Below are 23937 nucleotides of genomic sequence, written 5' to 3' on the forward strand. Positions count from 1 at the left end.
TTAAATACAATTAAAGGAGTGAAAGCAATGGAAGTAAAGGCAAAAGACGGGCTGGCCGGAACACAGACAATGAACAGTAATCAAAAAATCCCCCTGCTGGAAAAAATCAGCTACGGTCTGGGCGATACCGGTTCGAACTTAATTTATACCGTAATTACTACGTATTTAACCTTTTACTTTACGGATATTTACGGAATCGGTGCGGCTGCAGTAGGAACGCTGATGCTGATTGCCCGGCTTGTAGACATGATCGACAGTCCGATCCTTGGTATTCTAATTGATAAAACCAATACAAGATGGGGGAAATCCCGGCCTTGGATTTTATGGTCGTGTATCCCGTTCTCTATCGTGTCTATCCTGTTGTTTATGGGGCCGGAGTTAAGTGCTTCCGGTAAAATGGCCTACGCCTACATCTTCTATATTGCAGCCAACGTGTTATATGCGGCGGTGAATAACCCGTTACAGACCATGCTGCCCAGTATGACAAGCAATATTCAGGAGAGAACGGTAGCCAATACGTTCCGTATGTTCGGCGGACAAATCGGCGGATTAATTGTCAATCTGACTTTGCTGCCGCTTGTAGCTTTCTTAGGCGCTGGTGATGATAAAAAAGGATTCTTTTATGCGATGACCGTATTCTCGCTAACCGCACTGGTCCTGTTCTTCATCACCTTCTTCAACACCAAAGAACGTGTGCAGAGCGTTTCCGGAAAGGAGTCTATTCCTGTAAAAGAAGGCATCAAAGCGATTAAAGGCAATCTCCCGTGGATCGGCGTTTGCTTATTCGGAATTACCCTGTATACGATGTTTATTATGAGATTGTCGGCAGCTATCTACTACATGACGTATTACATTAATAAGCCGGAGATCATTTCTACTGTCAATACGCTTGCGATGAGCTCACTTTTAGGTATCTTGGCAGTACCTTTCCTAACAAAGAAGTTCAGTAAAAAATCATTAATTATTACCGGGCTTGCAGTAAATATAGTGGGCCAGTTAATTATCTTTATGGCCGGAGGCAATGTAGCCTTGATTATTACCGGTACAATCATCGGATCGATTGGTATGGGGCTGCCTTCAGGATTACTGTTTGTTATAAAGGCGGATACGGTGGACTATGGTGAATGGAAGTCCGGAGTCCGTGCCCCAGGAATTCTGATGTCCGCTTCAGGGATTGCCAATAAATTAGGTTCGGGTCTTGGAAGCGCCATTCCGGTATGGCTACTTGCTGCGGGAGGTTACGTGGCTAAGCAAGAGCAGTCTGCCAAGGCTCTGCAGATGATTGCTTTAAGCTATATCTGGCTGCCGGTTATTCTAGGGGTAGTAGCCATTCTTGTGATGGCCTTCATTTATAAGTGGGAAAAGCCGCATACTGAAATTGTAGCGGAACTGGAAGCAAGAAGATTAAACAATAACTAATAAAGAGCTGCAATAGCGTGAATAAAAAATAACTAAGGGGCAGTGTCTCATAAGGGAACTGCTCCTTAGTCTATTTTCAGAAAAAAAACAAAAAATTTGCGTGCCTTCTTTGTTCAGTCATAACGAATCTCCCTGCTGGAATTGCCGCGGCGTTTGGCCGGTTAATTTTTTAATATCTTGGTGAAATAGCTTTGGTCATTAAAATACAGCCGGGTGGCTATATACGACAAGCGGATGCCAGGCAGTTCCAGCAGATATTTGGCATAGACTTTATGTTTTAGTTTGAAAGGGGGGGGGTTGGATGCGCGGCTTCCGCATAGCTTCGCCAGATAGTGGCAATCCACTTGCTTTTTCGTTTCCCGTTTTCATCTTTGTAATTCAAGACGATGTAAAAATTGCCCCGCCTTGTACGTATTGTTCAATTGAAAAGGATCTAAGGATCACCTCCATCTGCTCGTATCTTGTCCGCCGACGATGGCTCTCGAAAGTGATCCAATACCTCAAAGGGAGATCATCCCGACTGCTACAGGACGAGTTTTCACATTTGAAGAAGTGGTATTGGGGCCAACACTTACGGTCAAGAGGGTACTTCTGTGTAACCGTAGGTGCTATCAATGAAGATACGATTAGTCGGTACATAGAAGATCAACAAGTTGAAGACGAGAAGGCTGAGTTTCAGTCGGAACATTCAGGTGGCTTCAGCCACAGGTAGCTTTTAGCAGGCCTTATCCTTTGGGCATTAACTGCAACAGCGGCCAGGCTAGGTCTTTTGCATCCTAGTCCGCCGCTGTTGCTTTTATCGGATCGGTATTTTACTTTTCGGCAGTGCTCATTGATTAGCAGATGGTTGCTTTTCTTCAGAAGCTTTTGGATTCGTATTAAAGTCGTTCGGCGCGATGCCTTCCGCTCGCCACACCGTGCCTCTTTTCTCGTACTCGAATAACTTTTCTACAGCATTCGCGATTTGGGGCCCTAACTCACGATCGACCAAATACAAGGCCACATCAAGACCCGAAGTCACGCCTCCCCCGCTCACGAATCGAGGACCATCTTCAACGACTCTTGCTTCAATCGGAATTGCACCAAGAGCTCCTAACGCAGCCATACCTATATGATTGGTAACCGCATGTCTATCTTTTAACAAACCTGCCATTGCAGGCAGCAATGTACCTCCACATACTGTAGCCACAGTGACTTCCTTATTGTTAAAAGCTTGTTTCAACATATCCGGTAAGCCTGTCTTCATGGCCTGTTTTAATATATTCGGAATGGCATCTTCCGAATTTCCCGCCGGTTTGCCCGAAGCCCCAGGCACCAAAATAATTCCCGGACGCTTTGGGTCTAATGCGGCTTGCGCTTCGAGAGCGGGCCCATTCAGACCGCTCGGGACAGAACGCTTGCCTTCTGCGGAAACCAATTCTACAGTAACTGCTCCTTTTGAGTACATTCCCGCGGCAGCAAATACTTCGTATGGCGCTAATGCGTCCAGCAGATCGAAACCATCGAATAATACGATTTGAACATGCGTACTTTTGTCTTTGATTGCATCATTACTCTCTTTTGTTTTCGCACTTGCTGCAGAGGTAACTAGACTTAGAACCAGTGCAAACGACATGAGTAATCCCAAAATTTTTTTCATCCTTATACCTATTCCTTTCGTTTAGCTCAAGGCATAAAACGGAATGAAATCCGTTCGCCTTAAGCGATTTTTTTGATGTATTTAATAAAACCAGTACACTACTCAAATCATGCGGAGGTGAGCTGGGCCACCTCATTTAAGGGGTAATCACTACCTCTTTGGATCGAACGATAATTCTGATTATGATGTTAGGAATGACCAGCAGCAGCACAATGGAGCCGTAAACTCCAATGATATAGCTGGTAGCGTAAACAAGACCGAATCCCTGATGAAAAAGAGAAGTGATGAGATGAATCAACATGTTCGTAAAACAAAAGGCATAACTTCGGATCATCCAGTTCCGGTGCCGGATGATCCGTTTCTTTTTGATTTGAACGAGCGCCGTAAAGGTTATAAGCAGCCATATAATATTTAGCACATTGAACCCCATACTGCTTATTTTTCCTCCGGTGGCGTAAGGCGCCATGTATCCGGAAGTAATCACGACAAGAAGTACAGACACTAAATAAACGTATCCGTTTATGCGATGGAACTTTCGGCTTTTTTCAAAGATTCGATTAGAAAAGTTGAGCAGCCCCCCGCGGCTTCACCTTTATTGCCAATACACATTTCCGGGTTAAGATACCCGCTTGCCTGTTAATTTGGATGCAGGCAGTATGCCGGCCCTGGCGATTCCGATCATTTGATCTCCGCCCGCGACAGAATAGCCGGGGGCGAATCGGGGCCATCTCCTTCGGCGTCGCCTGATGCGCCAGGTACGAGAGGGAAAAGTTATTTTGTCAGAAGATCCTTCAGCCTATGATATTGCTTCTCGTCGAGTTCACCCCTAGCCATCCGGCCTTTTAGAATCAATGCGATGTCATGGTCTTTTTGATTGGAATCTCTGTAGCGATGACGAATCGCATAAATTCGAACTGCCACAAAAGAAAAAAGCGTGAGACAAAATAGAGCACCGAATGGAAAAAACGATAAATTGCCGTGTTCCAAGCCTATGTCATCCTCCTTCATCCGGTTTTGCGCAGAACGAGCACTTACTCGCGATATTTGCCGTCCGGGTCCGCAAGAAGAATCATAACAAACGAGTATCTCAAACAAAGTTGTAAAAAGGTCACAAAACAATAAACAAATCATCACAAATCAGGTGGTTCTCTTAGTTTCATGGGGAAAAATGATAAACTAGTATTCAAAGGTGGGATATTCATGAGTGAAGTTAGTACCATACTGGTTGTAGACGATGATCAAAGCATTGTCGAACTATTGAGTGACTTTTTAGAGTACGAAAATTTTCGCGTTATAACCGCTTGCGATACTGTTCAAGCTTGGACTTGGTTTGAGCAGAATTCCATTCATTGTATTGTGATGCCGCAAGAATTGAAAAAGAATTGCCTTTACAGGACGTTTGGGATTAAAATCGGTGAACCGTACCACAAATGACGCAAATTTTTTGGAAGAGAAGAAAAGAAATTGAATTAACCTCTCCAGTCTCAAACTCCCGTCGTTCATAAGCGGACAAAACATCAGCAGGGGACCTTAGGCAAACTAGCAGAATAGTTGAATTAATTCTACAGAATGCCGGGGGGATTGAGTATTCTAAAATCACAAAGCAGTTCAAGTGTGTTTGTGACGAAGCCCAAATAAGTGTGGAGCGTGGCTGCCATTATTGTATTGTTGAATTCTTGACACGGGGAACATTTTATTCTCTAAAGTCTTCGGCTAAAATCAAAAAACGCGCCTGAACCATGGTGGTTTGCGCGTTTTGTCGGGACGAATACGGAGTCAGGACGGAATGTTCATAGCGGTCTGAATATTTTTCAGATCGAGCTGAATTTGCTCCGGAATATGGTAGGGATGGTATAGGCCCCGCTGCATCATGTAGTTTGTTATCTTTTCATGGGAGTCTATAGCTTCTTCGAGCTGTTTCATCAAAATTTGCTTGATTACGGGGGTGGCACATTCGGTCACGGCCATGGCGTAGTTTCTGACTCCGCTCTTGGCGTTCATCAAAAAATCCATTGCGATCACTTCATCGGTCAGCATATGAAGCCCTGTCATATGTTCTAATATTGGGTTCATGTTTTATCTCCTATAGGGTCGCTTTAGACAGCACTCCACCTAGTTCCTGAAGCTGCTGTTGTGATAATTGTACGTCTTGTTGCAAAATTTGCCTGAGCTCAGGGTCGGTTACCAGAGTTTGCATGGTCTTGGATTTGGTCATGCAAACCGTCTTGAACGCAGCCATTTCCTGAACCTCCAGTATCTCATGCAAAGCGTGATTGGAATTCATTCGGATTGTCCTCCCGTGTATCTATCCATAATTTAAGGCTTTAAGATGACTTTAATGCAATCGTCCGTTTTCGTATCGAACACTTCATAGCCCCGTTTGGCCTCGCTGAGCGGAATGACGTGCGTAACAATGTCTCCAGGGTCCACTTTGCCAGACGTAACCAACTCGTACATATATGGCATGTAGTGAATGACCGGAGCTTGTCCGGAACGGATATTCACGTTTCGCTGCATGATGTCGCCAAGCGGGAATCCGTTATAGCGTCCGCCGTATACCCCAGTGACTTGGATAGTCCCCCCTTTGCGGACAGCCTGAGACGCAATGATAAATGCGCTCATGGTGCCGCCTTGCAGTTTCAAACCGCTGGCTAGAAATTCGAGATCGCTCATCTTGCCGTCCATTCCAACAGCATCAATCACGACATCGGCGCCGCCTTTGGTCATTTCCTTGAGATTGTTGCCGATATTCTTATCTTGTTCGAAGTTTACGATTTCCACATTGTTTGTTCGTTTCGCATGCTGTAAGCGGTAATCGACATAGTCAACGGCGATAACCCTCTTTGCTCCCTTTAGCCAGCAGAATTTCTGGGCCAGAAGTCCGACCGGACCGCATCCGAGCACGATGACCGTATCTCCATTCTTGACGCCGGCGTTATCTACGCTCCAGAATGCCGTCGTCATGGCATCGGCGATCAAGCTTAGCTTTTCGTCCGGCTGCTCGCAGTTTTCAGAAATCTTGAAGTGGGTGAAATTTGCGAACGGGACCCGTAAATACTCGGCTTGCCCATTCGATCGGCTGCTCTAATAAGATATACAATTGAAAATGGATGGGAATATAGCATATAAATATTTTGTAAAAGAATTAGTTGTCGGGTGACAAAAACATAGTAACATTAGAAAGCCGCTGAATATGCGGCTTTTTATATTTATGTTATCAAGTTCTTGTCAAAACACAATGACAAGAACTTGATAACATTCCCGACCGATGACAAGAACATGGTTACATTCCCGATATGATTTCATCGACGGCGGCACGCCCTTTTATTAACTAACGGGCAGGATACACTTACAAAAAAATAAAACCGGCACAATTATGTGCCGATTAATTAATTGTCATATGCCAAAAAGGATACCCCTAAAGAAGCCATGGATACATGATAGTATATAAAAAAATTTAACATAAGTCTATTAATTCCTCAAAAGACCATAAACGGAAGGAGAATAACGGTCAGAGCCCTGAGGTTGCTGTTTTGGGCATGCGGGAATAGAAGAAACAGCTGTAATTATTTCTTCAGGTGTCCTTCTACTGAACGCTTCCTCCACAAGATCCCTGGTACCTTACCATCCCATGACTCTGCGGGTCTATGCCCTTGCATTCCTTCGTTACACTTATCCAAGGAGAGGAGACCGATAGCGTTTAGCTGACGGGTCTTTGCCCTTATCGGGTACAAACTCGGTTCACCGTGTTTTCTTTGTTCGAAATCCCGCGAATGAGTCAACACACGATCCTATAGGTAGGGTTAAGCTGCGTTTAAGTATGTTTGGACCGTTTTTCCCGGTGCAAAGGACTCCTCATTCTGAATCATACCCACAAGAACTCGCGCCAACTTCCCAAGCAACTTAAATACAGACTACTGCTTACCCAAGCGCTTAACCTGAACATTATGCTCATGCAGCTTGCGAAAGACAGGATTTGTTCCTACAAGTGTGAGCGTCGCAAGACCAATTGATTTGACAGACACTTGTTCATCGATCGCGGCCGCTTCCTCGTTCGATCCGATGTCAAGCTTCATTCGCTAAAGGTGAGCGGACTTCATTTGGACAATCACTTTCTGCGACCATTTCTACTGTTTATAATAGCGGTGAAAGCAGACGTGCTGCCTGATCGATGATGCGCTGTTGATACGAGCGATGTTGCAATTCTTCTATGAGTAAAGGCGTGGAATCCATGAGATCACGCTCGAATTGCTTGGTGAGATCCCGCGCCGTGTCGAAACTGTACAACATTTCTAGTATTTCGTAATTCAGTCGAAAGCTTCGCAAATCGTAATTCGCCGAACCGATCCCTGCCATTTCCTCATCAATGATCATCACTTTTGCATGGACCATGCCTTTCTCGTACATATATATGTGAACCCCCGCTTCCAGCAGTTCTCCATAAAAGGAACGGCTCGCAGGTCCCACGATTTTTGGAGTAACATGCCGCGGAACCATCAATCTTACGCATACGCCTCTTGCCACGGCTGTTTTTAAAGCCATGATGATATCCGCATCCGGCACGAAATAAGGCGTCGTGATGTCAAGGGTCCGAGTCGCCTGCGTCATACAAATGAAGTAAGCCTGACGGATGACTTGAGTTGGCACGCCAGGATTACTTTCCAGTGTTTGCAGGTAAGCATGATGCTCCGGACCTGGAGCGTGATCGGCCTCACCCAGTTCAGCTCCCCATTCTCCCGTCGAGGGTGTTAATCCGCCTGAAGGATTAGCGAATTGTGACCTCTGATTTTTATCAGGAGAGGGCTTCAGCGAAGATTTTCTGTTTATCTTTTCCTGCGTCGCGATTTTCCAATGGACATCGAATAGCACTTGTAAATCGTTCGCAGCCTCCCCAAGTATGCGCATATGGGTATCACGCCAAAATCCTACATCAGGCTTTAATCCCGTATACTCATATCCTACATTGATGCCGCCTGTAAAAGCCTCTTTTCCGTCAATCACGACAATCTTGCAATGATCGCGGTAGGTCAAAGCGGGCAGCCAGGGAAAACGAATCGGAAATATCGTCCGACATTCGATTCCAGACTCCATCATCCGATTGATCTGACTGCGGGGAAATTGCCAGCTTCCCCAACCGTCTCTAACAAACCGGATCTGCACGCCGGATTTGGCCCGTTCGATCAATACGTCCGTGATCCTTCTGCCGACTTGGTCATCCCGATAAATATAATACTCCACATCAATTGTGCGTTGCCCGTTCTGTAGGGATTCGATGAGCTTCTTATAGGTTTCAATGCCGTTGGTTAGAATTTGGACACGCCCTTTACGTTGACCGTGCACGGTCAACGGCCATAATGATGAGGCGATGATCGAGGATGCTCGGCTGAACGAATCAGGCAATGGATCCACTACATGATGCGAAGAGGTGAGTCTCTCCCGACGAATGCGCACCGGATTGGCAATGAGGAGATAGATACCGAAACCGATTATCGGCAGAATAAGAGCGATCACCAGCCAATTCAAAGCTTTTGCCGGTTTGCGCACTTCTCGGATGGCTACGATTATCATAAAGAATGCATTCAATATGTAGAGCCCTAAAATCCACATTACAAAAACCTCCTCATAATAATCTCTTACAAATAAGTTGCCCAAATTTTGGGGAAATATCCAATTTGTTCGATTTGATAAATCATCTAATCGCTTTTTTTCTATTCAGCTAAACGGTAATTCTAGCGTTAATAAAACCAACATTTTTAGTAATGGGAAGTTGAAACCCACAGCATCCATCACGATAGAAAAATTTATCAAGAACTAGGCACTACAGAAAAATTTCATCATATATAGTTGATATCCGTTCGGATTTGATGAGGAGGATATTATGCAACCTATGTTACCTATGGAAAAATATTTTGGGCAGTTTGAACTGGTGCATGCTTTTTATGGGGCTATGCCTACAGGTGTCAGCGTTTCCGAAACCGGTCGTATTTTTGTTTGCTTTCCGAAATGGGGAGACGACGTTCAATTTACTGTGGCGGAAATTGTTGAGGGTGAATTGCAGCCTTATCCCAGTTTAGAAAACAATATGGTTAATACTGGTAATATCACAATGTCTTTCGTCAGTGTCCAAAGTATAGTTGCTGATGGAAGAGGAACACTTTGGGTACTAGATACAGGGGCACCAAATTTTTCCGAACCTATTCAAGGGGGAGCAAAATTAGTTGCTGTTGATTTAAGCACGAATACAATAAGGAGAGTATATACCTTTACAGTAGATGTTGTCTTGCCAACAACTTATCTGAATGATGTCCGTTTGGATTTTCGGGTTGGAAGCGCAGGATATGCATATATAACGGATTCTTCTTCCAGAGGGCCAGGGGCTATTATCGTCGTAGATTTAGAAAATGGGAACGCGTTTAGACGATTAAATGGGGCAGAATCAACTTCACCTGATCCCTATTTTTTACCGAAAGTAGAGGGTGAAATTTTGATGAATCGAAACCCAGACGGCTCGACTTTCCCATTTAGATTGGCTTCCGATAGTTTAGCGATTTCTCCTGATGGAAAGGTTTTATTTTATGCTCCGCTAACCAGCCGTCAACTGTTCTCAATCTCAACAGAAGCCCTAAGAGACAGAAGAATACAGGACATGAATTTATCCCAATATGTGCAGTATTGGGGAGAAAAAGGTGCGTCTGATGGAATGATCACCGACGCAAAAGGAACCGTTTATGCGGGAGACTATGAAAACAACAGTATCCGGAAGATATTGCCGAATGGCGCAATGGAAACCATCGCACATGACCCGAGAATTTTATGGCCGGATACTTTTTCGATTGGCCCCGATCAATACTTATATGTCATTGTGAATCAATTACATCGGCAGGCGAGATTTCATTATGGAAGAGACCTGCGGGAAAAACCATATAGTTTACTTCGTATGAGAATTGATGAATTCCCTGCTCCTACCTTTTCATAATAATCTTAAACGGAGGTAGCTATCCCTCATCAGGGAGCTGCCTTTTTTGTCAGTTAAAATTATGATATATTCCCGCAATTGGTCACCTGACCCCGAAAACGTCTGCGCAGGAAATATTTAAGGGCTTTTTGAGGTCGGATGACAATGGTGTACTTGGCGGGAAAATTTTGCTTCCTAGAAGCAAAAGCCCCTCCGCAGTTTTGCGGAAAGGGCCATCTCAAAAAATGCTTTTCCTTAAGGGACGCCCGTCTTTGACGTGAACCTGTTTGACTATAATGGGGAACATTTTGTTCTCTGAAGTCTCCGGATTAAATTAAAAACGTGCCTGAACCATTGTGATTTTAAGCATTTTGCCTGGACGAAATACGGTGTCAGGACAGAATGTTCATAGCGGTCTGAATGTTTTTCAGATCAAGCTGAATTTGCTCTGGAATATGGTAGGGATGGTATAGGCCCCTAAAAAACACTCTCCGCATGCGATGTTGAACGGGATGATCACACGGTCGCCTTTCTTTACCTTTGTCACGCCGGGGCCTACCTCTTCTACGATCCCCATCGGTTCATGCCCGATGACATAGTTAGGGATCATCCCGTGAATAAGGTGTAGGTTGGAACCGCAAATGGCGGTACTGGTGATCTTTACGATCAAACCGCATCTTTGCTGGGCATGGAATCGTCCTTCGACGTCGCCCTTATTGTCACTCCACCTCACCCATCGTTCCAATATCCAAGCGAGCATACCGACTGGCGAGTCGCTCAGTCCGTACGCGAATGTGCTGGGGTCAAGAACATGTACAGCGTGATGGGATGCAAAACGCCGATCAAACTCGAAAATTTGCAATCGGATACTTTCAGGAATGTTGTTTGGAATGGAACGACCACCAGCAAGATTCCAAGCGCGATCCCCGTTAAACAAGTTAAGATTTGTGCGGATCCTATATGGAGGCGTAAATCTCGTCACGATATTTGTGTCCTAGCTGTCCGGTCACGAGAGCGCCTACGTCGCACCCCGCAGCCGTGTATTTCGAATACCCTTAGTTAGACTTACTGTTACTGTAGCCACTGCCGAAATAGCACGACATATTTTTAACAAGCTCAATGAAAATTTCTGTCAACTGAAAGTCATGCTGCAAGATTAGGAGGAAGAGACGTTTTGCCTGGACCGACACGGTTACATCGTCATTCTCAAAGCGGAGACAACGTCAGTGATCTCGGCAACGTCGGGCTAAACCGAGAAAACGGCGCCTGCTGGGCGGTTCCCAGAGTACGTCGAACTGCCCGAGCTTCATTATTATTACTGCTGATATATGAAGTACTGTTTGAACAAGAGTTTAAAAGCTGGGGAAACTTATGCAACATATGCTGACGATGTAAATGAAAGTTATGATGAAAGAGAACTCCCCAGTTTTATAGAAAGTATTTTACCGCTTGTTACATTAATTATTATTGCTGTTTTAGGCAGTACTTTTGGGAATGCTTTTGTTCGCCAGAATGTAATTTATGTGGCATTAATGGTGGCTATTTTATTAGCAGTGGCGCTGTTTATAAATATATACCTGACAAAATCCGGACGTTAAGCATTGGGGCGAGCGGCTCCATTGCCCCTATTTTTGCCACGGCTTCAGCGGTAGCTTTTGGTTCCGTGTTGATGGCCGCACCGGGGTTTAAATTATTTTCCGATTTAATCACTTCTATCCCGGGCGATCCTTTAATCAGTTTGACTGTATTAACGGCCTGCATAGTTGCCCTGTTTTTTATTTATGTGATATTCAATTGAAATGATTTTATGAGCGGCATTCAGTTCGAGAAGGGCGTTCCCGAAGGATCGGGAAGCCCCTTTTTTAATGAAATGAAATCGGACTTTTTTGGCGAAAATAACTTAAGGAGGGAAAACATGTGAATCATATATCGGCATATTAAGTTGACGGGGTGTTGCGGATGGTGGAAAAAGGGAAGATTTCTGCGGGTCAATTGGCGCTTATGCAGTATTCCCTAATGGGCTACGACGGGCTGCTGCTGATTCCCAAAATCGCGGGGGAGGCGGCGGGGCGGGATTTATGGCTGTCGCCTGTGTGGTCGCATCTGGCCGGCATAACCTTCGTGCTGGCCATGCTGTGGCTCGGCCGCATGTTTCCGGGAGAGACAAGCATCGCGTACAGCAAGCGGCTGTTTGGAAAGCTGCCGGGTAAAGCGGCGGGGCTAATCATCGTGTTTTACACCGCTTACCTGACCAGCGTTATTTTACGGATTTACAGCGATTTTATTTCCTCCGTATTTTTGGAGAATACCCCCTCCCTGGTTACCGCCGGCGGAATAATGTTTCTTGTGGCGTATACGGTAAGGGGGGGCGTAGAGGTGCTGGGGCGGCTGGCACAGTTGTTTCTGCCGGTTACGATCGTAGTGTTCGCGCTGCTGAGTATTCTCACCATCCCTGAATGGGAGGTATCGAACGCTTTGCCGATCATGGGGAAAGGACCGGTCCCTTCGCTTAAGGGAGCCATCGTTCCGTTTACCTGGTTCTCCGGTTATCTTTTGTTGGGGGTGTATTTCCCGTTATTGTCGAATCAGCGGAAAGCGGCGTTTTTCGTTTTTACGGCCTGGTTTGGGGAAATGATTACACTTGCGGCGTCCGGCCTTGTGTCCGTTTTTCTTTTTGGCGAGTATGCCGGTACATTAAACTATCCGTTTATCGAAGTCGTTCGTTATATTGGACTCGGGGAGTTTTTTCAGCACATCGACGCCTTGCTGCTGGCTGTATGGCTGCCCGGGACGTTTATCGAATTGGCCACGTATTTCTATGCGGCGGTGACGGGAATGGCCGAATGGATTGGACTCAAGGATTTTCGGGCGCTCGCCTTGCCGCTTGCATTTTTGGCCTTGGTTGTGAGCTTCTGGGGCCTTTCCGGCGCTGTTGATTTTGCTCGTTATTTGGCGACGAGTCACATTTGGTTCGATTTCTCGCTGGTTGTGTTCGGCTTACTTCTCTTTCTGACGGCATGGATCCGCAGCAAACTGGGGGCGTTAAAACCAAATAGAGCGCAGCAGAAAGATGGGGGATGATAAGGAGGAAAGCTGGTGCAAAAATAAAACAGCCTGAAACTCAGGTCAACTTATGGTCCGCTACAACCATAGTTGGCCTGTTTTTTATTTATGTGATATTCAATTGAAATTACGTGTTATTAAATTTGCTGGCAGCATGCATTGCTTTAGGCGGAGCATTGTTCCCTTTATTTGAATGTAAAAATGCGCTGCTGCTGACGTTGTACATAACTCCGGTATATATACTAAACGTTATGTGTACAAAATTGTCTTAGAAATATTTAGTATTTCCTGATGAAGGTCCTTACCGGCCGCAAGAATACTGCTACCTGATAGATATATATTAATCGGATCTCCGTTTAAACAAGTAATTTTACCGCCTGCTTCTTCGATTAACAATTTACCTGCTGCAAAATCCCACGGCTTCTGAAGTGAACTAAAATACGCATTAAATCGCCCGCAAGCCACGTAAGCCAGTTCCAGAGAGCCGCATCCAATCATACGGATTCCTCTGGACTCGTTAGCTATATGATGTACAAACCTTTCAAATCCAAGCTTCTTTTCTTCCTGATCATATCGAATATACGTAGAAATTAATGAATTACTTAATGCTGCTGATGTAGAATTCATCAAAAGCCGTTTATTGTTCAGATATGCACCGGAACCTTTCTCGGCCCAAAAAAGTTCGTCGGCAGAAGGATTATAAATGGCCCCGCAAATCCCTTGGCCGTTCTGGTATAAAGCGATTGAGATCGTAAAACTTTGCTTTTGATGCAAATAGTTGGTTGTCCCGTCAATCGGGTCAATAATCCAAATGAAGTCATTCGGCTCAAAAACTTCCTCGGTATAACTTTCTTCGCCCATAATTTTGTGATTAGGGAAGTTTTCCTTGATTCGTTGTACTGCCATTTGCTCATTTTGGCGGTCTACAAATGTAACTAATTCATGATGCGATGCTTTCGAATCAGCATCAATATGTCCTTCTAAGTGCCGCAAACTGTTTTTTCCTGTTTCGATGACACACTCTTTGAGAACGCGAAGGTATTGTTTAGACATTTCTTGAATCCCCCCTCCCAACATTTAATTGCTTTAGCATGCGCCGGTACCCATTAATATTACCATATTTAGTGGGGTTACGTTTGGCATCGCTTGCTCCGCCGCAGTTGACGGGTGCTACGCGCTGCGGGTAAGCGAAAAGACTGCGCAGCCAAGTGCGGCCAGAGCCAGAAGACCGCCGACCCAGAAATTGTTGGCCACCGAGCTCGTTTCGATGATGACGCCGCCAATCAACGATCCACACGCGATACCGAGATGCATGATGGACGAGTTTAAACTAAGCTGAATATCGGCCTCCTCTGGCGTGTTCTGGATCAGGTACATTTGTTGAGCCGGGGAGATGGCCCAACTGAGCGCACTCCAGACCATAATGGCAGCCAGAAACAGATAAAATGAGATTATTGCCGCCAAGGGAAGCATGAACATGGAGCAGGCGAAGCATGCCGTAATGACGATAATCGACCGCTTTGTGCCCCAACGGTCGGAAATCCAGCCGCCCAAACCGCCGCCAGCTACGGCCGCGATACCGAACAGGAAGTAGACGAGACTCAGGATTCCGGGACTGACCGGAAAGAGCGATTGCACGTAGGGTGCCAAGTAAGCGTACAAGGTCAAATGTCCCATCAACAACAGAAACGAGATGAGTTGGCCGCTGACAATTTTGACGTTCTTGAGCGAAGCAAGCTGCTTGCGCAGGGGAACGGCTTTTTCCGGAGGTGACTTGTGAAGAAATACGGAGATGACCACGATCGCTAAAGCGCTCAAGCCGGCAATCAATAGAAACGGCGCTCGCCAACCGTACGCGTTACCGATTGTCATTCCAATCGGCACGCCCAGAACGAGCGAGCCGCTGATGCCCATATAAATGATGCCAATCGCCCGTCCCCTGTACGAAGGAGGGACAAGCCGGGAAGCGAGCGAGATGGACAGGACGATGATAAGGGCTCCGCTCATGGCGGACAATGCGCGAGCGGATAAAATCAGGGAGTAATTGGAGCTGAAGGCAACCAGCACGTTGGACAAGAGGAATACACCTAAACTGGCAAGATATAACGTTTTTCGTTCCATCTTGGCGGTCAGGTTCATGAGGATTGGAGCCGATAAGGCAAACGCGATGGAATACATAGTAATAAACTGACCTGTGGCGCTGACGGAAATGTGCAGATCCGTCGCAATCAACTCCAGTATGCCTCCTACGATAAGCTCGACTGTACCGACAACAAAGGTGACAGCGGCCATCAAAACGATGCGGAAATTCAAATAGACACATCCTTTACCTAGATCGATTGTGATCTTTTTAAAATATTCAAGAAATTGCCAAGTGGATATTACAGCAAAGCAAATTGCGGAAACCCTGAAAGAGCAAGTCGGATGGAATAAAACCACGATTACAGCGCAGTACCCTTCTCAGGAGAGAAGGACGGTGTCTCGTCTACCCATAGAAGTTGCATAAAACAAGCCGGAATTTCCTTGGTGTACGGAAATTCCGGCTTGTTTGAATAAATCTTCGCTTAGCGTACGTTTTTCGCTTTTTGTTGGAGATCCCTCTATTATATCACCTATCATTTCTTCCGGCTGCTCGATTGATAACTCAATGCGCTCTATTTTCGTACGGAATACAGCGTCTAATATGCAATTATGATAGATTATATGATAGAACTCTGATACTATTTTAGTACATAAAATAATATTGCTGAAAGTAGGTCCATGGAAATGAAGCAAAGGCATCATCTGTTCAGACTTATTGTGTTTACCGTAATGGCGCTGGCCTTGGTTTTTACAGCCGGAGCAGATTTTACGGCGGCTGCCTCCTCAACGGAGAACAAAGCCAATAAAATGGTGGCGTTAACCTTTGATGATGGACCGGACAAAAAATATACCGATAAGGTGCTTGATATTTTGAAGGAACACAAAGTGAAGGGCACGTTTTTTGTAATAGGAGACAGGGTTAAGCAGTATCCCGATGTTATGAAACGCATCGTACAAGAAGGTCATGCTTTGGGCAATCATTCGTGGAGTCACTCTGAACTAACTAAGCTAAGCAAAGAGAAGGCTCGCCAAGAAATCGTAAAAACGGATAATGCGATTCGTGAGATTACCGGCGTTCCACCGACCATGATGCGCCCTCCCTATGGGGCGACATCAGCTCGGGTGAAGGGAGAAATTAAGGCGTTGGGACATGCTGAGGCGCTGTGGAATATAGATACCCGGGACTGGGCCACGGACAGCTCTGTTGCCGATATTCTCAAAGCTGTGAAGTCTAACTCCAGTAACAAGATCACCGTGCTGATGCATTCCGGGGGAGGAAAACGGGATAAGACGGTCAAGGCGCTTCCCCAAATTATTGATTACTACCGGTCGAAAGGCTACGCTTTTGTTACGATGGCCGAACTTAACGGTTTGCCTGACAATCTGGGGGGATCCAAAGCTTCCAGCGGCTCTAGAGACGCCGCCGACGCCGCAAAATCGCAGGCTTCGCAGGATACCGGCAAAATAGCTACGGTTACTGTCGACAGTTTAAACCTTAGAAACGGCGGAGGCTTGCAATATGAGGTTATCGCCAAAATCCCTGAGGGCTCGCAAGTCACCCTTTTAGCCAATGAAGGGGATTGGTTTCGTGTCAAACTGTCGGATGGCCGGACGGGTTGGGCAAACGCCGGCTATTTAAGCGTCAAGTCGGATGCTTCAGGCGATACGCCTCAACTTGATGAGGCGAGTAGCGCTACCCAGCGCAACATCCGTTTGATATACAATGGCTCGGAAGTTAATTTTCCGGATGCAAAACCGTATATGGATGCAAACAGCAGAATACAGGTGCCCGTTAGGTTTATGGCAGAATCTCTGAGCTTTTACGTGAAATGGGAGGGAAGCGGGACTCAAAAAACGCTTATTTTATCCAAAGGCGATGTGAATGTCGATTTGAAAATCGGCGACAACTCCGCTGTTGTCAACGGGACGCCAATAAGTATGGATACTAGCGCGATGATACTTCAGGGAAGAACCTATGTCCCTTTACGATTTTTGAGTGAACTCGCCGGAATGGATATTACGTGGAGCTCCGCCGACGATACCGTTACACTATCTTACAAGAAGCCGGTAGAAGACATCGCCAAACCGCCAGAAGGCATCGTCAAACCGGCAGAAGATCACGCCGCACCGCTAGAAGACAACGCCGTACCGCCAGAAGACAATGCCGAGGAATGGACCGCGCCCGGCGATACTTACATATTGTCCACTCCAAGGGCTACTGTCGAGCAAGCCAAAGCATGGGCAAGGGCCAAGGGAGCGACGGACGTATTCATAGATCTAGCGGATATTGTCTGGGAGGAGGCACTCATAGCGGGCGTTGATCCGGTTGTGGTGTACTGCCAGGCTGCAAAGGAAACGGGCTTTGGAAAATTTGGCGGCTTATTGGATGAGACGTTTAATAATCCGGCCGGATTAAAAACGCAGGTAGGCGGCTCCGACACGGATCATCTGGCACATCAGCGCTTTTTCAGTTGGCAGGAAGGGGTTCAGGCGCAGATTGATCATTTGGCCCTGTACGCAGGCGCTCCAGGTTATCCTAAAGCGTATACACCCGATCCAAGGCACTTTCCAGGTTTGTTGGGGCAGGTCGTTACGGTGGAAGCATTAGGCGGATCATGGGCGACCAGCCCTACCTATGGCGTCGAAATTGTTGAGATGATGACGGAATTGGAAACGACGGCAAGCGATTTCTAAGAGATCGTCTCCCCGGCCTGAATCGCGACGCGAAAACAACGAATGTCTTTGATTAGTACACCAATAAATTTAAACCCATGGCTGAATTTTGTAGTCATGGGTTTTTATATTAATACTTATAAACTCATCGGCTTAGCCGTTAAAACAAAAAAATATAAATAAACGAGTTTTGGTTTTAGTCCAGTTTGCAGGCCAGGGCCTTCGGTTAGCAAGCGACCAACCTGCCGCTTCAGAGGTGGCTGTCTATAGCGTTCGTCTTGGTATCCTTGCATGCTGCCTTGCACGATTATCCCTTTTGTTCAGAGGGTAGAGGGTGATGGCTGATCACGGTCCTTTTATTTTCCCGGTGTCTTGCCCCATTCTTCCCGTCAGGTATGCTTCACTTCTCCTAAACCTCCTTCTCACAAACCAATCTAACGATCTCGAACATGTCTGCTTCTCCCAAACCTATTTTCTTCTCCTGAATTTATCTTCCTCTCTGCTTCCGGATCAAACGGGATAATCGTGCAAAGCGTCCGGACAGCGGATGTTGATCTGCCGATATTTCTTGTCATGATCGGTTACCGGCCTTCCCTGTCAAGCGCTGATTATTAGGTTGAGCCATAAATAGGGAAGAATAGTTTTAAAGGGAGGAAATTTGCTAAAAAGACGTAATTTTACTAAAGTTATATGAGTGTTTTGCTCATTATAAAATCAATTTGCTCTTCATCCCCCATATAAAAAGAGTGAGCCCCGGTTTGAACGAAACCCATTTTTTTATAAAAATCGATGGCGTTTTCGTTCTTTTCCCAAACTCCCAGCCAGACCGTCTTTTTGGCTTGGCTTATGGCTATTTCTATCGCTCTGTTGATTAGATATTTTCCCAGCCCTTTTCTTTGAAATTTGGATCTTATATAAATCCGCTCGATTTCGAGCGATTCATCGCCCATTTTTTCGGATTGGGCATCATTCATATTTACCTTTAAATATCCGGCGGGTTCGTCATTGAAACAGATGAAATAGAATTCCGAAAAGCTATTGGACAACTCCTTATCCAACTGTTCAGCGTTAAATGCTTTTTCCAAATAGGCTTGCATATTTTCGGGTGAATTTTGATCCTTAAATGTGTCGTTGAAAGTTTCAATGCTTATTTCTTGGAGTACTTGTAAATCTTCACGGCGGCATTTTTTTATTTTTACGGTCATTTTAATGGTTAGCTCCTTTAAATAAAAATTAATAGTTTCTTTTGTTTCCCTTTTGCTGATAGAATCTCCGAATTTTAACTGACCAGTTTCAGCCCCACAGCAGAGCCGAGGACCAACCCTATGCACAAAATGCGCATTAAACTGCGTGGCTCGTTATAGAAGATCATTCCGAGGATCGCCCCGCCAGAAGCGCCGATTCCAGTCCATACCGCGTAGGCTGTCCCCATCGGGAGTGTTGTCATGGCCAATGACAAAAATACAAAACTAAGGCCAAAACCAATAATCAAAAGAGTTAATGATTGCCAATTGCGGGATTGATTAAACTTGTTGATAAGCAATACCCCGGTCATTTCAAATAGGCCGGCCAGAATCAAATACACCCAGTTCATATTCCGCTTGCCTCCTCTTTCTTGTCCTTACTAAGCACTTTAAGTCCGATCACACCAATGAGCAGCAGTCCGATCAAAGCGATTTTCGCAACACTTAAGTCTGCATTAAACAATAGGATTTCAGCTACTACAGTCCCTGTCGCCCCCAGGCCAACAAATACAGCGTATACGGTTCCAACCGGTAATGAACGAGCCGCCTTGATCATCAAATAAAAGCTGATGTAAATAGCGATCAGTGTACCGCCCCATTCCCAAAAGTTATCGGCATGCTTCATCCCAATAACCCAAGCGACCTCGAATATAGCCGCAACAATGACGGAAATCCATGTTTTGTTCATAACCCGTTCCTCCTTAAACTCTTTTTGAAATTTGGTCACAAAAAAATAGCCTGGGAAATAAACCGCATCATGCGTTTATCTCCCAGGCTTTTATCCCTCCGTGTCACAGCCGCTTGGCTGTGCGTTTTCTCTCGGACCAGACCAGTCTTGCAACTGCGGAACCCTAGAAAACTTGTTTATTCAGTTATTGGCTCAGATCATACTAACACACGATGTAACGTAAGTCAATTTACAAACGTTTATTACAATTGATTCCGGCAGAACAATAAATCATATTTGCTATGCTATTTATCATCTAACATTGAACTTTGGGGACAAGATTTGTTCCGCATCAAGCTTACATAGATTTTATAATTTTTACAGAGGCTAAAAAAAGCGCGCTTGCCTTCTGGTTTTTTAAACCGCTTACAAACAAACTCTTATGATGGATGATAAAGGGGGATAAAAAATGGATGCAGATCGCAAGGCGTTGATTGAACAAATTGTGGCCGGGATTGGAGGGAAAGAAAATTTAAAATTCGCGAATCATTGTGCAACCCGGCTGAGGCTGCAAGTGAATGACGCCTCCAAAGTAAAGGATGAAGCCATAAAAAGCACGCGGGGGGTACTGGGAGTCGTCAAAAAGGATAACGAGGTTCAAATCATTATCGGTACTCATGTCAACAGTGTTTACAACGATTTTATCGCTACGACCGGCGAGCAAACTACGGCTAGCGACACCCCTTCGGAAGCAAACAAGAAAGCAAAATTTTCAGTACACACCATCATTGACTTTCTGAGCGGTGTCTTTGTTCCCGTATTGCCGGTTCTGGTAGCGGCAGGGCTCGTTGCGGCTGTCTTAAACATTTCGACGATGTATTTTGGACTTGATCGCAATAGCGGAACTGTTATCGTTTTGTCAGCCATCAATTCCGCCGGATTCTTTTTTCTCCCGGTTTACCTGGGGTTCACTACGGCCAGAAAGCTTGGCATCAACGGAACGATGGGGGCGTTTCTTGGCGGCATACTGTTAACGAACACGATCAATAATGCGGAAGGCCTGTCTTTCCTTGGTATTCCCATCGCTCAGACGACGTATGCTTCGACTACGCTGCCGGTTATTTTCGGCGTTTTGTTAATGGCTTTTGTTGAAAAAAACGTGGATAAGATCATTCCCAAGGCACTCAAGTTTTTTTTACGGCCTTTAGTTACAGTTTTGGTAACCGTTCCTGTCGTTCTGGTCGCATTCGGTCCGGCCAGTGTATATTTAAGCAATATTGTGGCGCAAGGGCTTGACTGGTTAAATACGAATTTTGCCTGGCTTTCTTTAGGGGTGTTTGGATTCTTCAGCCCGTTTATTGTCATGTTGGGTTTGGACAAAGCATTCCTGTCTGTCATCACTACCTCTCTGGCGACAAATGGTTATGAGAGCTTTATGCTGCCGGGGATGCTTGTTTCCAACGTGGCCGTGGGCAGTGCGGCGTTGGCGGCGTTCTTTCTCTCCAAGAACAGCGAATTTAAAGGATTGTCTCTATCCGCAGGAATAACGGGAATTTTAGGGATCACCGAACCCTCTTTGTTTGGCGTCTGCCTAAAATATATGACCCCTTTATATGGGGCCATGATTGGCGGTGGAGTAGGCGGGGTATTTGCCGGGATATTTCAGCTAAAACAGTACGCCCTCGTCTCGCCGGGACTAGCTTCCATTGTTACTTATATCGGCGGGGACGGACAATTGTTCAACTTTTGGATTGCGCTGATTTCAGCTCTCATTGCCATTGTGGTCAGTTTTGCGGCTACAACGATATTGAGCAAGGTAGGCAAAACTAAAAGAACCTACGGGTAATCAACAACACCGTTTGAGAAAGGAGAAGCCGTATGGAAAATACAAAAATAAGTCCGTTAGGCACACTCATGTCTATTGTCAACAACACTTCAACAGGAACGCTTGAATATCAATTGGCAGCTTATTTCCTGGATCAATACAACCATTTCGAAAAATTAAACATTTTCGATGTTGCCGATCAGTGTTATTGCTCAAGAGCAAGTGTACGGAGATTTTGTAAAAAAATCGGCTTCTCCAATTTTGTTGAAATGAAAAAGCACTTTATCAACTATGAATTTCAGCAAAGACAGTATACCAATCGCGTACAGGTTGGCAACTTTCGAGAAATAACGGCTAATAAGTTGATAAGCATGATTAACGATATTGATCAGACACTTGACGACGCTCGCCTTGAAGAAGTCGCACAAAAAATGCATCAAAGCAAAAACGTGATCATCTTTGTCGTTGATACTGCGGCTACTATGGCCAAATTTTTTCAGCAAGAGATGTTTTTTTGCGGGAAAACGGTCAAGGTTGTCACAGATTACTCCGACAGTTTGACCTTTGGGGATCTGCGTGCCGCGCAATCTGCGAACCATTCGTCTATCGCGGCTTTGGGGAAAGACGACTTGCTCATCACGATTTCAGTGACAGGTCTTTTTGCCGCGGCGACACTGAATATTGTCAAATATTGTGCGGCGTACAAGATGTTGTTTACTTTGAACAGGGATGCTGAGTTAAAGGAATGTTATGACGATGTTTTTTACATTAGCAAGAATGAAGATAACCCCAGAGTTTTTACGGAATACACGGTGTATGGAATAAATTACATTTTTGACAATTTGTTTTACTTATATTATAGCCATTTTTCACGAGAAAAGAAAAAGTAATGATGGAGGGAACTGTATGAAAGTGCTTGTTGGTTCATTTAATGCCGAGTCGAATGCTTCCGTAAAAAAACCATGTGGTCTTAATGACTTTGTATATAAATTCGGGGATGAAATGATCGATGAGATGAAGGCGAAGGACCTTTTTGAACAGCATCATATCGAGCTTGTTCCAACCATTTACGCCAATGGTTATGCTCAAGGATTGGTTACAAAAGAGGCGTTCGATTTTATTTCAAGCGCTATTCTTCAGGGAGTTAAGGAAAATATCCATGAACTGGATGGAATATATCTATTTCTTCACGGCGGGAGCTACATCAAGGATTTGGAGGGGGGCTCGGGCGAGCACTACTTGCTTCGGGAAATTCGCAAAATTACCGGACCTTATTTTCCAATTGCCGTTGTCATGGACCCACACGGCAATGTTTCGGAAGAGCTTGTCTCCCATTCGACCATCGTCAGATGCTACAGACAGTCCCCGCATACCGATATTGACGAAACGTACAGACATGTGGCGAAACTGTTCATTGAACTGTTGAATAACAGAAAAAACATTAAACCAGTGTATAGAAGAGTGCCAATTTTATTGGGCGGGGAACGCTGTGTGTCTACAGACGAGCCTTTGTTGTCTATCAATAAAGTGCTGGATAAAGTGGAAGCTTCACCGGAGATTTTAAGTGTTTCCTATTATATAGGTTATACGAGACATGATAATTACACCTGCGGGGCGGGTGTCGTTGTCATCCCGTCCGAGGAAGAACACACCAAATACGCTGAAACGGTTGCTGAAGAAATCGCCGATTATGCATTTTCCAAGAGAAAAGAGTTTCACTTTACAGGGAACGCCATGGAACCGGAAGAAGCATTGCAGACAGCTATTGAATTTGAAGAAAGTCCTGTCATTATTTCCGATTCCGGAGACAACACCACGGCCGGCGCTTCCGGACAAAGCACCTTTGTATTGAGACAGCTATTAAAACGAAATCATTTCGGCGATAAGAAAATCTTGATCAGCGCGATTACGGATACGCAGGCCGTGTCTGTATTATCGAAACAAGAAGTAGGTCAAAAAGTAGATATTGAGTTGGGCGCTTATTCTGATCTTCCGTCACAACAAGTGAGTATTTCTGGAGAAATTGTTTCAAAAGGTTATATCAGAAACTTGAAAATATTCGGCAGTGCCAATGAAAACGTAGGAGAAGTTGTTACCCTTCGTTTGAACGAATATCCTATCGATGTTGCAGTATCCAATAAATTTGTTTCGTATGCTGAAATGCATCAATTTGCGGCAGCTAATCTGGATATTCACGCCTATGATATTATTGTTGTAAAGCAAGGGTATATTTTCCCTGAATTGAATGAGATTTCGAAATTAAGCATTATGTCTTTAACCCCTGGCGAGACGTATCAGTATACCGAGAAGATTCCTTACAAAAGAATTCTTCGTCCCATGTTTCCCATCGACGATATTTAAAAAGAATGG

Annotated in this window: 21 protein-coding genes, 3 pseudogenes and 1 riboswitch; of the genes and pseudogenes, 10 read left to right on the plus strand and 14 right to left on the minus strand. The window is 45.1% G+C overall.

Annotated features, from left to right (window positions below; translation table 11 throughout):
- The first annotated feature begins 27 nt into the window (after nucleotides 1-27).
- Together ACLD72_RS00965 and ACLD72_RS00970 are read left to right on the plus strand one after the other, a co-directional pair.
- Nucleotides 28-1419 (plus strand): glycoside-pentoside-hexuronide (GPH):cation symporter, encoded by a 1392-nt coding sequence (locus tag ACLD72_RS00965; protein ID WP_410995079.1) that lies wholly within the window; start codon nucleotides 28-30, stop codon nucleotides 1417-1419.
- A 301-nt stretch (nucleotides 1420-1720) separates the two neighbouring features.
- On the plus strand, nucleotides 1721-2131 hold the full coding sequence (locus ACLD72_RS00970) for a transposase (RefSeq protein WP_410995078.1): 411 nt from the start codon (nucleotides 1721-1723) through the stop codon (nucleotides 2129-2131).
- A 117-nt stretch (nucleotides 2132-2248) separates the two neighbouring features.
- Here the strand turns inward: ACLD72_RS00970 and ACLD72_RS00975 are convergent, their stop codons facing one another.
- From ACLD72_RS00975 to ACLD72_RS00985, 3 genes and pseudogenes are all read right to left on the minus strand, one after another.
- The gene (locus tag ACLD72_RS00975) at nucleotides 2249-3058 is read right to left on the minus strand and encodes a DJ-1/PfpI family protein (protein ID WP_458475463.1); all 810 of its coding nucleotides are present in this window, start codon (nucleotides 3056-3058) and stop codon (nucleotides 2249-2251) included.
- Between the two features lie 136 nt (nucleotides 3059-3194).
- Nucleotides 3195-3635, minus strand: a pseudogene (locus ACLD72_RS00980) (DUF2306 domain-containing protein); the annotation flags it as partial.
- A gap of 194 nt (nucleotides 3636-3829) precedes the next feature.
- Nucleotides 3830-4045 (minus strand): hypothetical protein, encoded by a 216-nt coding sequence (locus ACLD72_RS00985; RefSeq protein ID WP_410995075.1) that lies wholly within the window; start codon nucleotides 4043-4045, stop codon nucleotides 3830-3832.
- Nucleotides 4046-4258: 213 nt separating this feature from the next.
- Here ACLD72_RS00985 and ACLD72_RS00990 point away from each other — a divergent pair, with 213 nt between their 5' ends.
- A complete protein-coding gene (locus ACLD72_RS00990) occupies nucleotides 4259-4492 on the plus strand; it encodes a response regulator (RefSeq protein WP_410995074.1) in 234 nt (77 codons plus the stop codon).
- Nucleotides 4493-4834: 342 nt separating this feature from the next.
- Here the strand turns inward: ACLD72_RS00990 and ACLD72_RS00995 are convergent, their stop codons facing one another.
- The 5 genes and pseudogenes from ACLD72_RS00995 to ACLD72_RS01015 form a co-directional block, all read right to left on the minus strand.
- Complete coding sequence (locus tag ACLD72_RS00995; protein ID WP_410995073.1) at nucleotides 4835-5131, minus strand: spore coat protein; 297 nt, start codon at nucleotides 5129-5131, stop codon at nucleotides 4835-4837.
- Nucleotides 5132-5141: 10 nt separating this feature from the next.
- Nucleotides 5142-5342 carry a hypothetical protein gene (locus tag ACLD72_RS01000; RefSeq protein WP_410995071.1) on the minus strand — a complete coding sequence of 67 codons (201 nt, stop codon included), beginning with the start codon at nucleotides 5340-5342 and terminating at the stop codon, nucleotides 5142-5144.
- A 32-nt stretch (nucleotides 5343-5374) separates the two neighbouring features.
- Nucleotides 5375-6127 (minus strand): annotated as a pseudogene (locus ACLD72_RS01005) (zinc-binding dehydrogenase); the annotation flags it as partial.
- 845 nt (nucleotides 6128-6972) lie between these two features.
- Nucleotides 6973-7134: a hypothetical protein gene (locus tag ACLD72_RS01010; RefSeq protein WP_410995070.1), complete on the minus strand. Its 162-nt coding sequence runs from the start codon at nucleotides 7132-7134 to the stop codon at nucleotides 6973-6975.
- Between the two features lie 58 nt (nucleotides 7135-7192).
- Nucleotides 7193-8665, minus strand: a complete 1473-nt coding sequence (locus ACLD72_RS01015; RefSeq protein ID WP_410995069.1) for a phospholipase D-like domain-containing protein — start codon at nucleotides 8663-8665, stop codon at nucleotides 7193-7195.
- A gap of 271 nt (nucleotides 8666-8936) precedes the next feature.
- On the opposite strand from ACLD72_RS01015, the gene ACLD72_RS01020 reads away from it, so the two are divergent.
- A complete protein-coding gene (locus ACLD72_RS01020) occupies nucleotides 8937-10034 on the plus strand; it encodes an L-dopachrome tautomerase-related protein (protein WP_410995067.1) in 1098 nt (365 codons plus the stop codon).
- Nucleotides 10035-10494: 460 nt separating this feature from the next.
- Here the strand turns inward: ACLD72_RS01020 and ACLD72_RS01025 are convergent.
- Nucleotides 10495-10683 (minus strand): annotated as a pseudogene (locus ACLD72_RS01025) (alcohol dehydrogenase catalytic domain-containing protein); the annotation flags it as partial.
- A 670-nt stretch (nucleotides 10684-11353) separates the two neighbouring features.
- Here ACLD72_RS01025 and ACLD72_RS01030 point away from each other — a divergent pair.
- On the plus strand, nucleotides 11354-11611 hold the full coding sequence (locus ACLD72_RS01030; protein WP_410995066.1) for a hypothetical protein: 258 nt from the start codon (nucleotides 11354-11356) through the stop codon (nucleotides 11609-11611).
- A 361-nt stretch (nucleotides 11612-11972) separates the two neighbouring features.
- Nucleotides 11973-13094 carry a GerAB/ArcD/ProY family transporter gene (locus ACLD72_RS01035; RefSeq protein WP_410995065.1) on the plus strand — a complete coding sequence of 374 codons (1122 nt, stop codon included), beginning with the start codon at nucleotides 11973-11975 and terminating at the stop codon, nucleotides 13092-13094.
- A 231-nt stretch (nucleotides 13095-13325) separates the two neighbouring features.
- Here ACLD72_RS01035 and ACLD72_RS01040 read toward each other — a convergent pair whose 3' ends face one another.
- Both ACLD72_RS01040 and ACLD72_RS01045 read right to left on the minus strand, forming a co-directional pair.
- Nucleotides 13326-14129, minus strand: a complete 804-nt coding sequence (locus ACLD72_RS01040; RefSeq protein ID WP_410995064.1) for an inositol monophosphatase family protein — start codon at nucleotides 14127-14129, stop codon at nucleotides 13326-13328.
- Between the two features lie 117 nt (nucleotides 14130-14246).
- Nucleotides 14247-15368, minus strand: coding sequence for an MFS transporter (locus ACLD72_RS01045; protein WP_410995289.1), 1122 nt, complete (start codon nucleotides 15366-15368; stop codon nucleotides 14247-14249).
- A 468-nt stretch (nucleotides 15369-15836) separates the two neighbouring features.
- On the opposite strand from ACLD72_RS01045, the gene ACLD72_RS01050 reads away from it, so the two are divergent.
- A complete protein-coding gene (locus ACLD72_RS01050; protein ID WP_410995063.1) occupies nucleotides 15837-17852 on the plus strand; it encodes a polysaccharide deacetylase family protein in 2016 nt (671 codons plus the stop codon).
- Nucleotides 17853-18517: 665 nt separating this feature from the next.
- Here the strand turns inward: ACLD72_RS01050 and ACLD72_RS01055 are convergent.
- The 3 genes from ACLD72_RS01055 to ACLD72_RS01065 form a co-directional block, all read right to left on the minus strand.
- Nucleotides 18518-19036, minus strand: a complete 519-nt coding sequence (locus tag ACLD72_RS01055) for a GNAT family N-acetyltransferase (protein WP_410995061.1) — start codon at nucleotides 19034-19036, stop codon at nucleotides 18518-18520.
- 74 nt (nucleotides 19037-19110) lie between these two features.
- The gene (locus ACLD72_RS01060; RefSeq protein WP_410995059.1) at nucleotides 19111-19425 is read right to left on the minus strand and encodes a DMT family transporter; all 315 of its coding nucleotides are present in this window, start codon (nucleotides 19423-19425) and stop codon (nucleotides 19111-19113) included.
- Nucleotides 19422-19763: a DMT family transporter gene (locus ACLD72_RS01065; RefSeq protein ID WP_410995058.1), complete on the minus strand. Its 342-nt coding sequence runs from the start codon at nucleotides 19761-19763 to the stop codon at nucleotides 19422-19424. The genes ACLD72_RS01060 and ACLD72_RS01065 overlap by 4 nt, the downstream gene beginning before the upstream one ends.
- A gap of 77 nt (nucleotides 19764-19840) precedes the next feature.
- Nucleotides 19841-19941, minus strand: a riboswitch (guanidine-I (ykkC/yxkD leader).
- Between the two features lie 270 nt (nucleotides 19942-20211).
- Here ACLD72_RS01065 and ACLD72_RS01070 point away from each other — a divergent pair.
- Genes ACLD72_RS01070 through ACLD72_RS01080 form a run of 3 tightly spaced genes read left to right on the plus strand, consistent with a single transcriptional unit; the run spans nucleotide 20212 to nucleotide 23928 of the window.
- Nucleotides 20212-21588 (plus strand): PTS transporter subunit EIIC, encoded by a 1377-nt coding sequence (locus ACLD72_RS01070; RefSeq protein ID WP_410995057.1) that lies wholly within the window; start codon nucleotides 20212-20214, stop codon nucleotides 21586-21588.
- Between the two features lie 32 nt (nucleotides 21589-21620).
- Entirely contained in the window at nucleotides 21621-22457 is an 837-nt protein-coding gene (locus tag ACLD72_RS01075; RefSeq protein WP_410995056.1) for a MurR/RpiR family transcriptional regulator, read from the plus strand.
- A 16-nt stretch (nucleotides 22458-22473) separates the two neighbouring features.
- Nucleotides 22474-23928 carry a M81 family metallopeptidase gene (locus tag ACLD72_RS01080; protein WP_410995055.1) on the plus strand — a complete coding sequence of 485 codons (1455 nt, stop codon included), beginning with the start codon at nucleotides 22474-22476 and terminating at the stop codon, nucleotides 23926-23928.
- The last annotated feature ends 9 nt before the right edge of the window (nucleotides 23929-23937 follow it).

Source organism: Paenibacillus lacisediminis, from assembly GCF_046567315.2.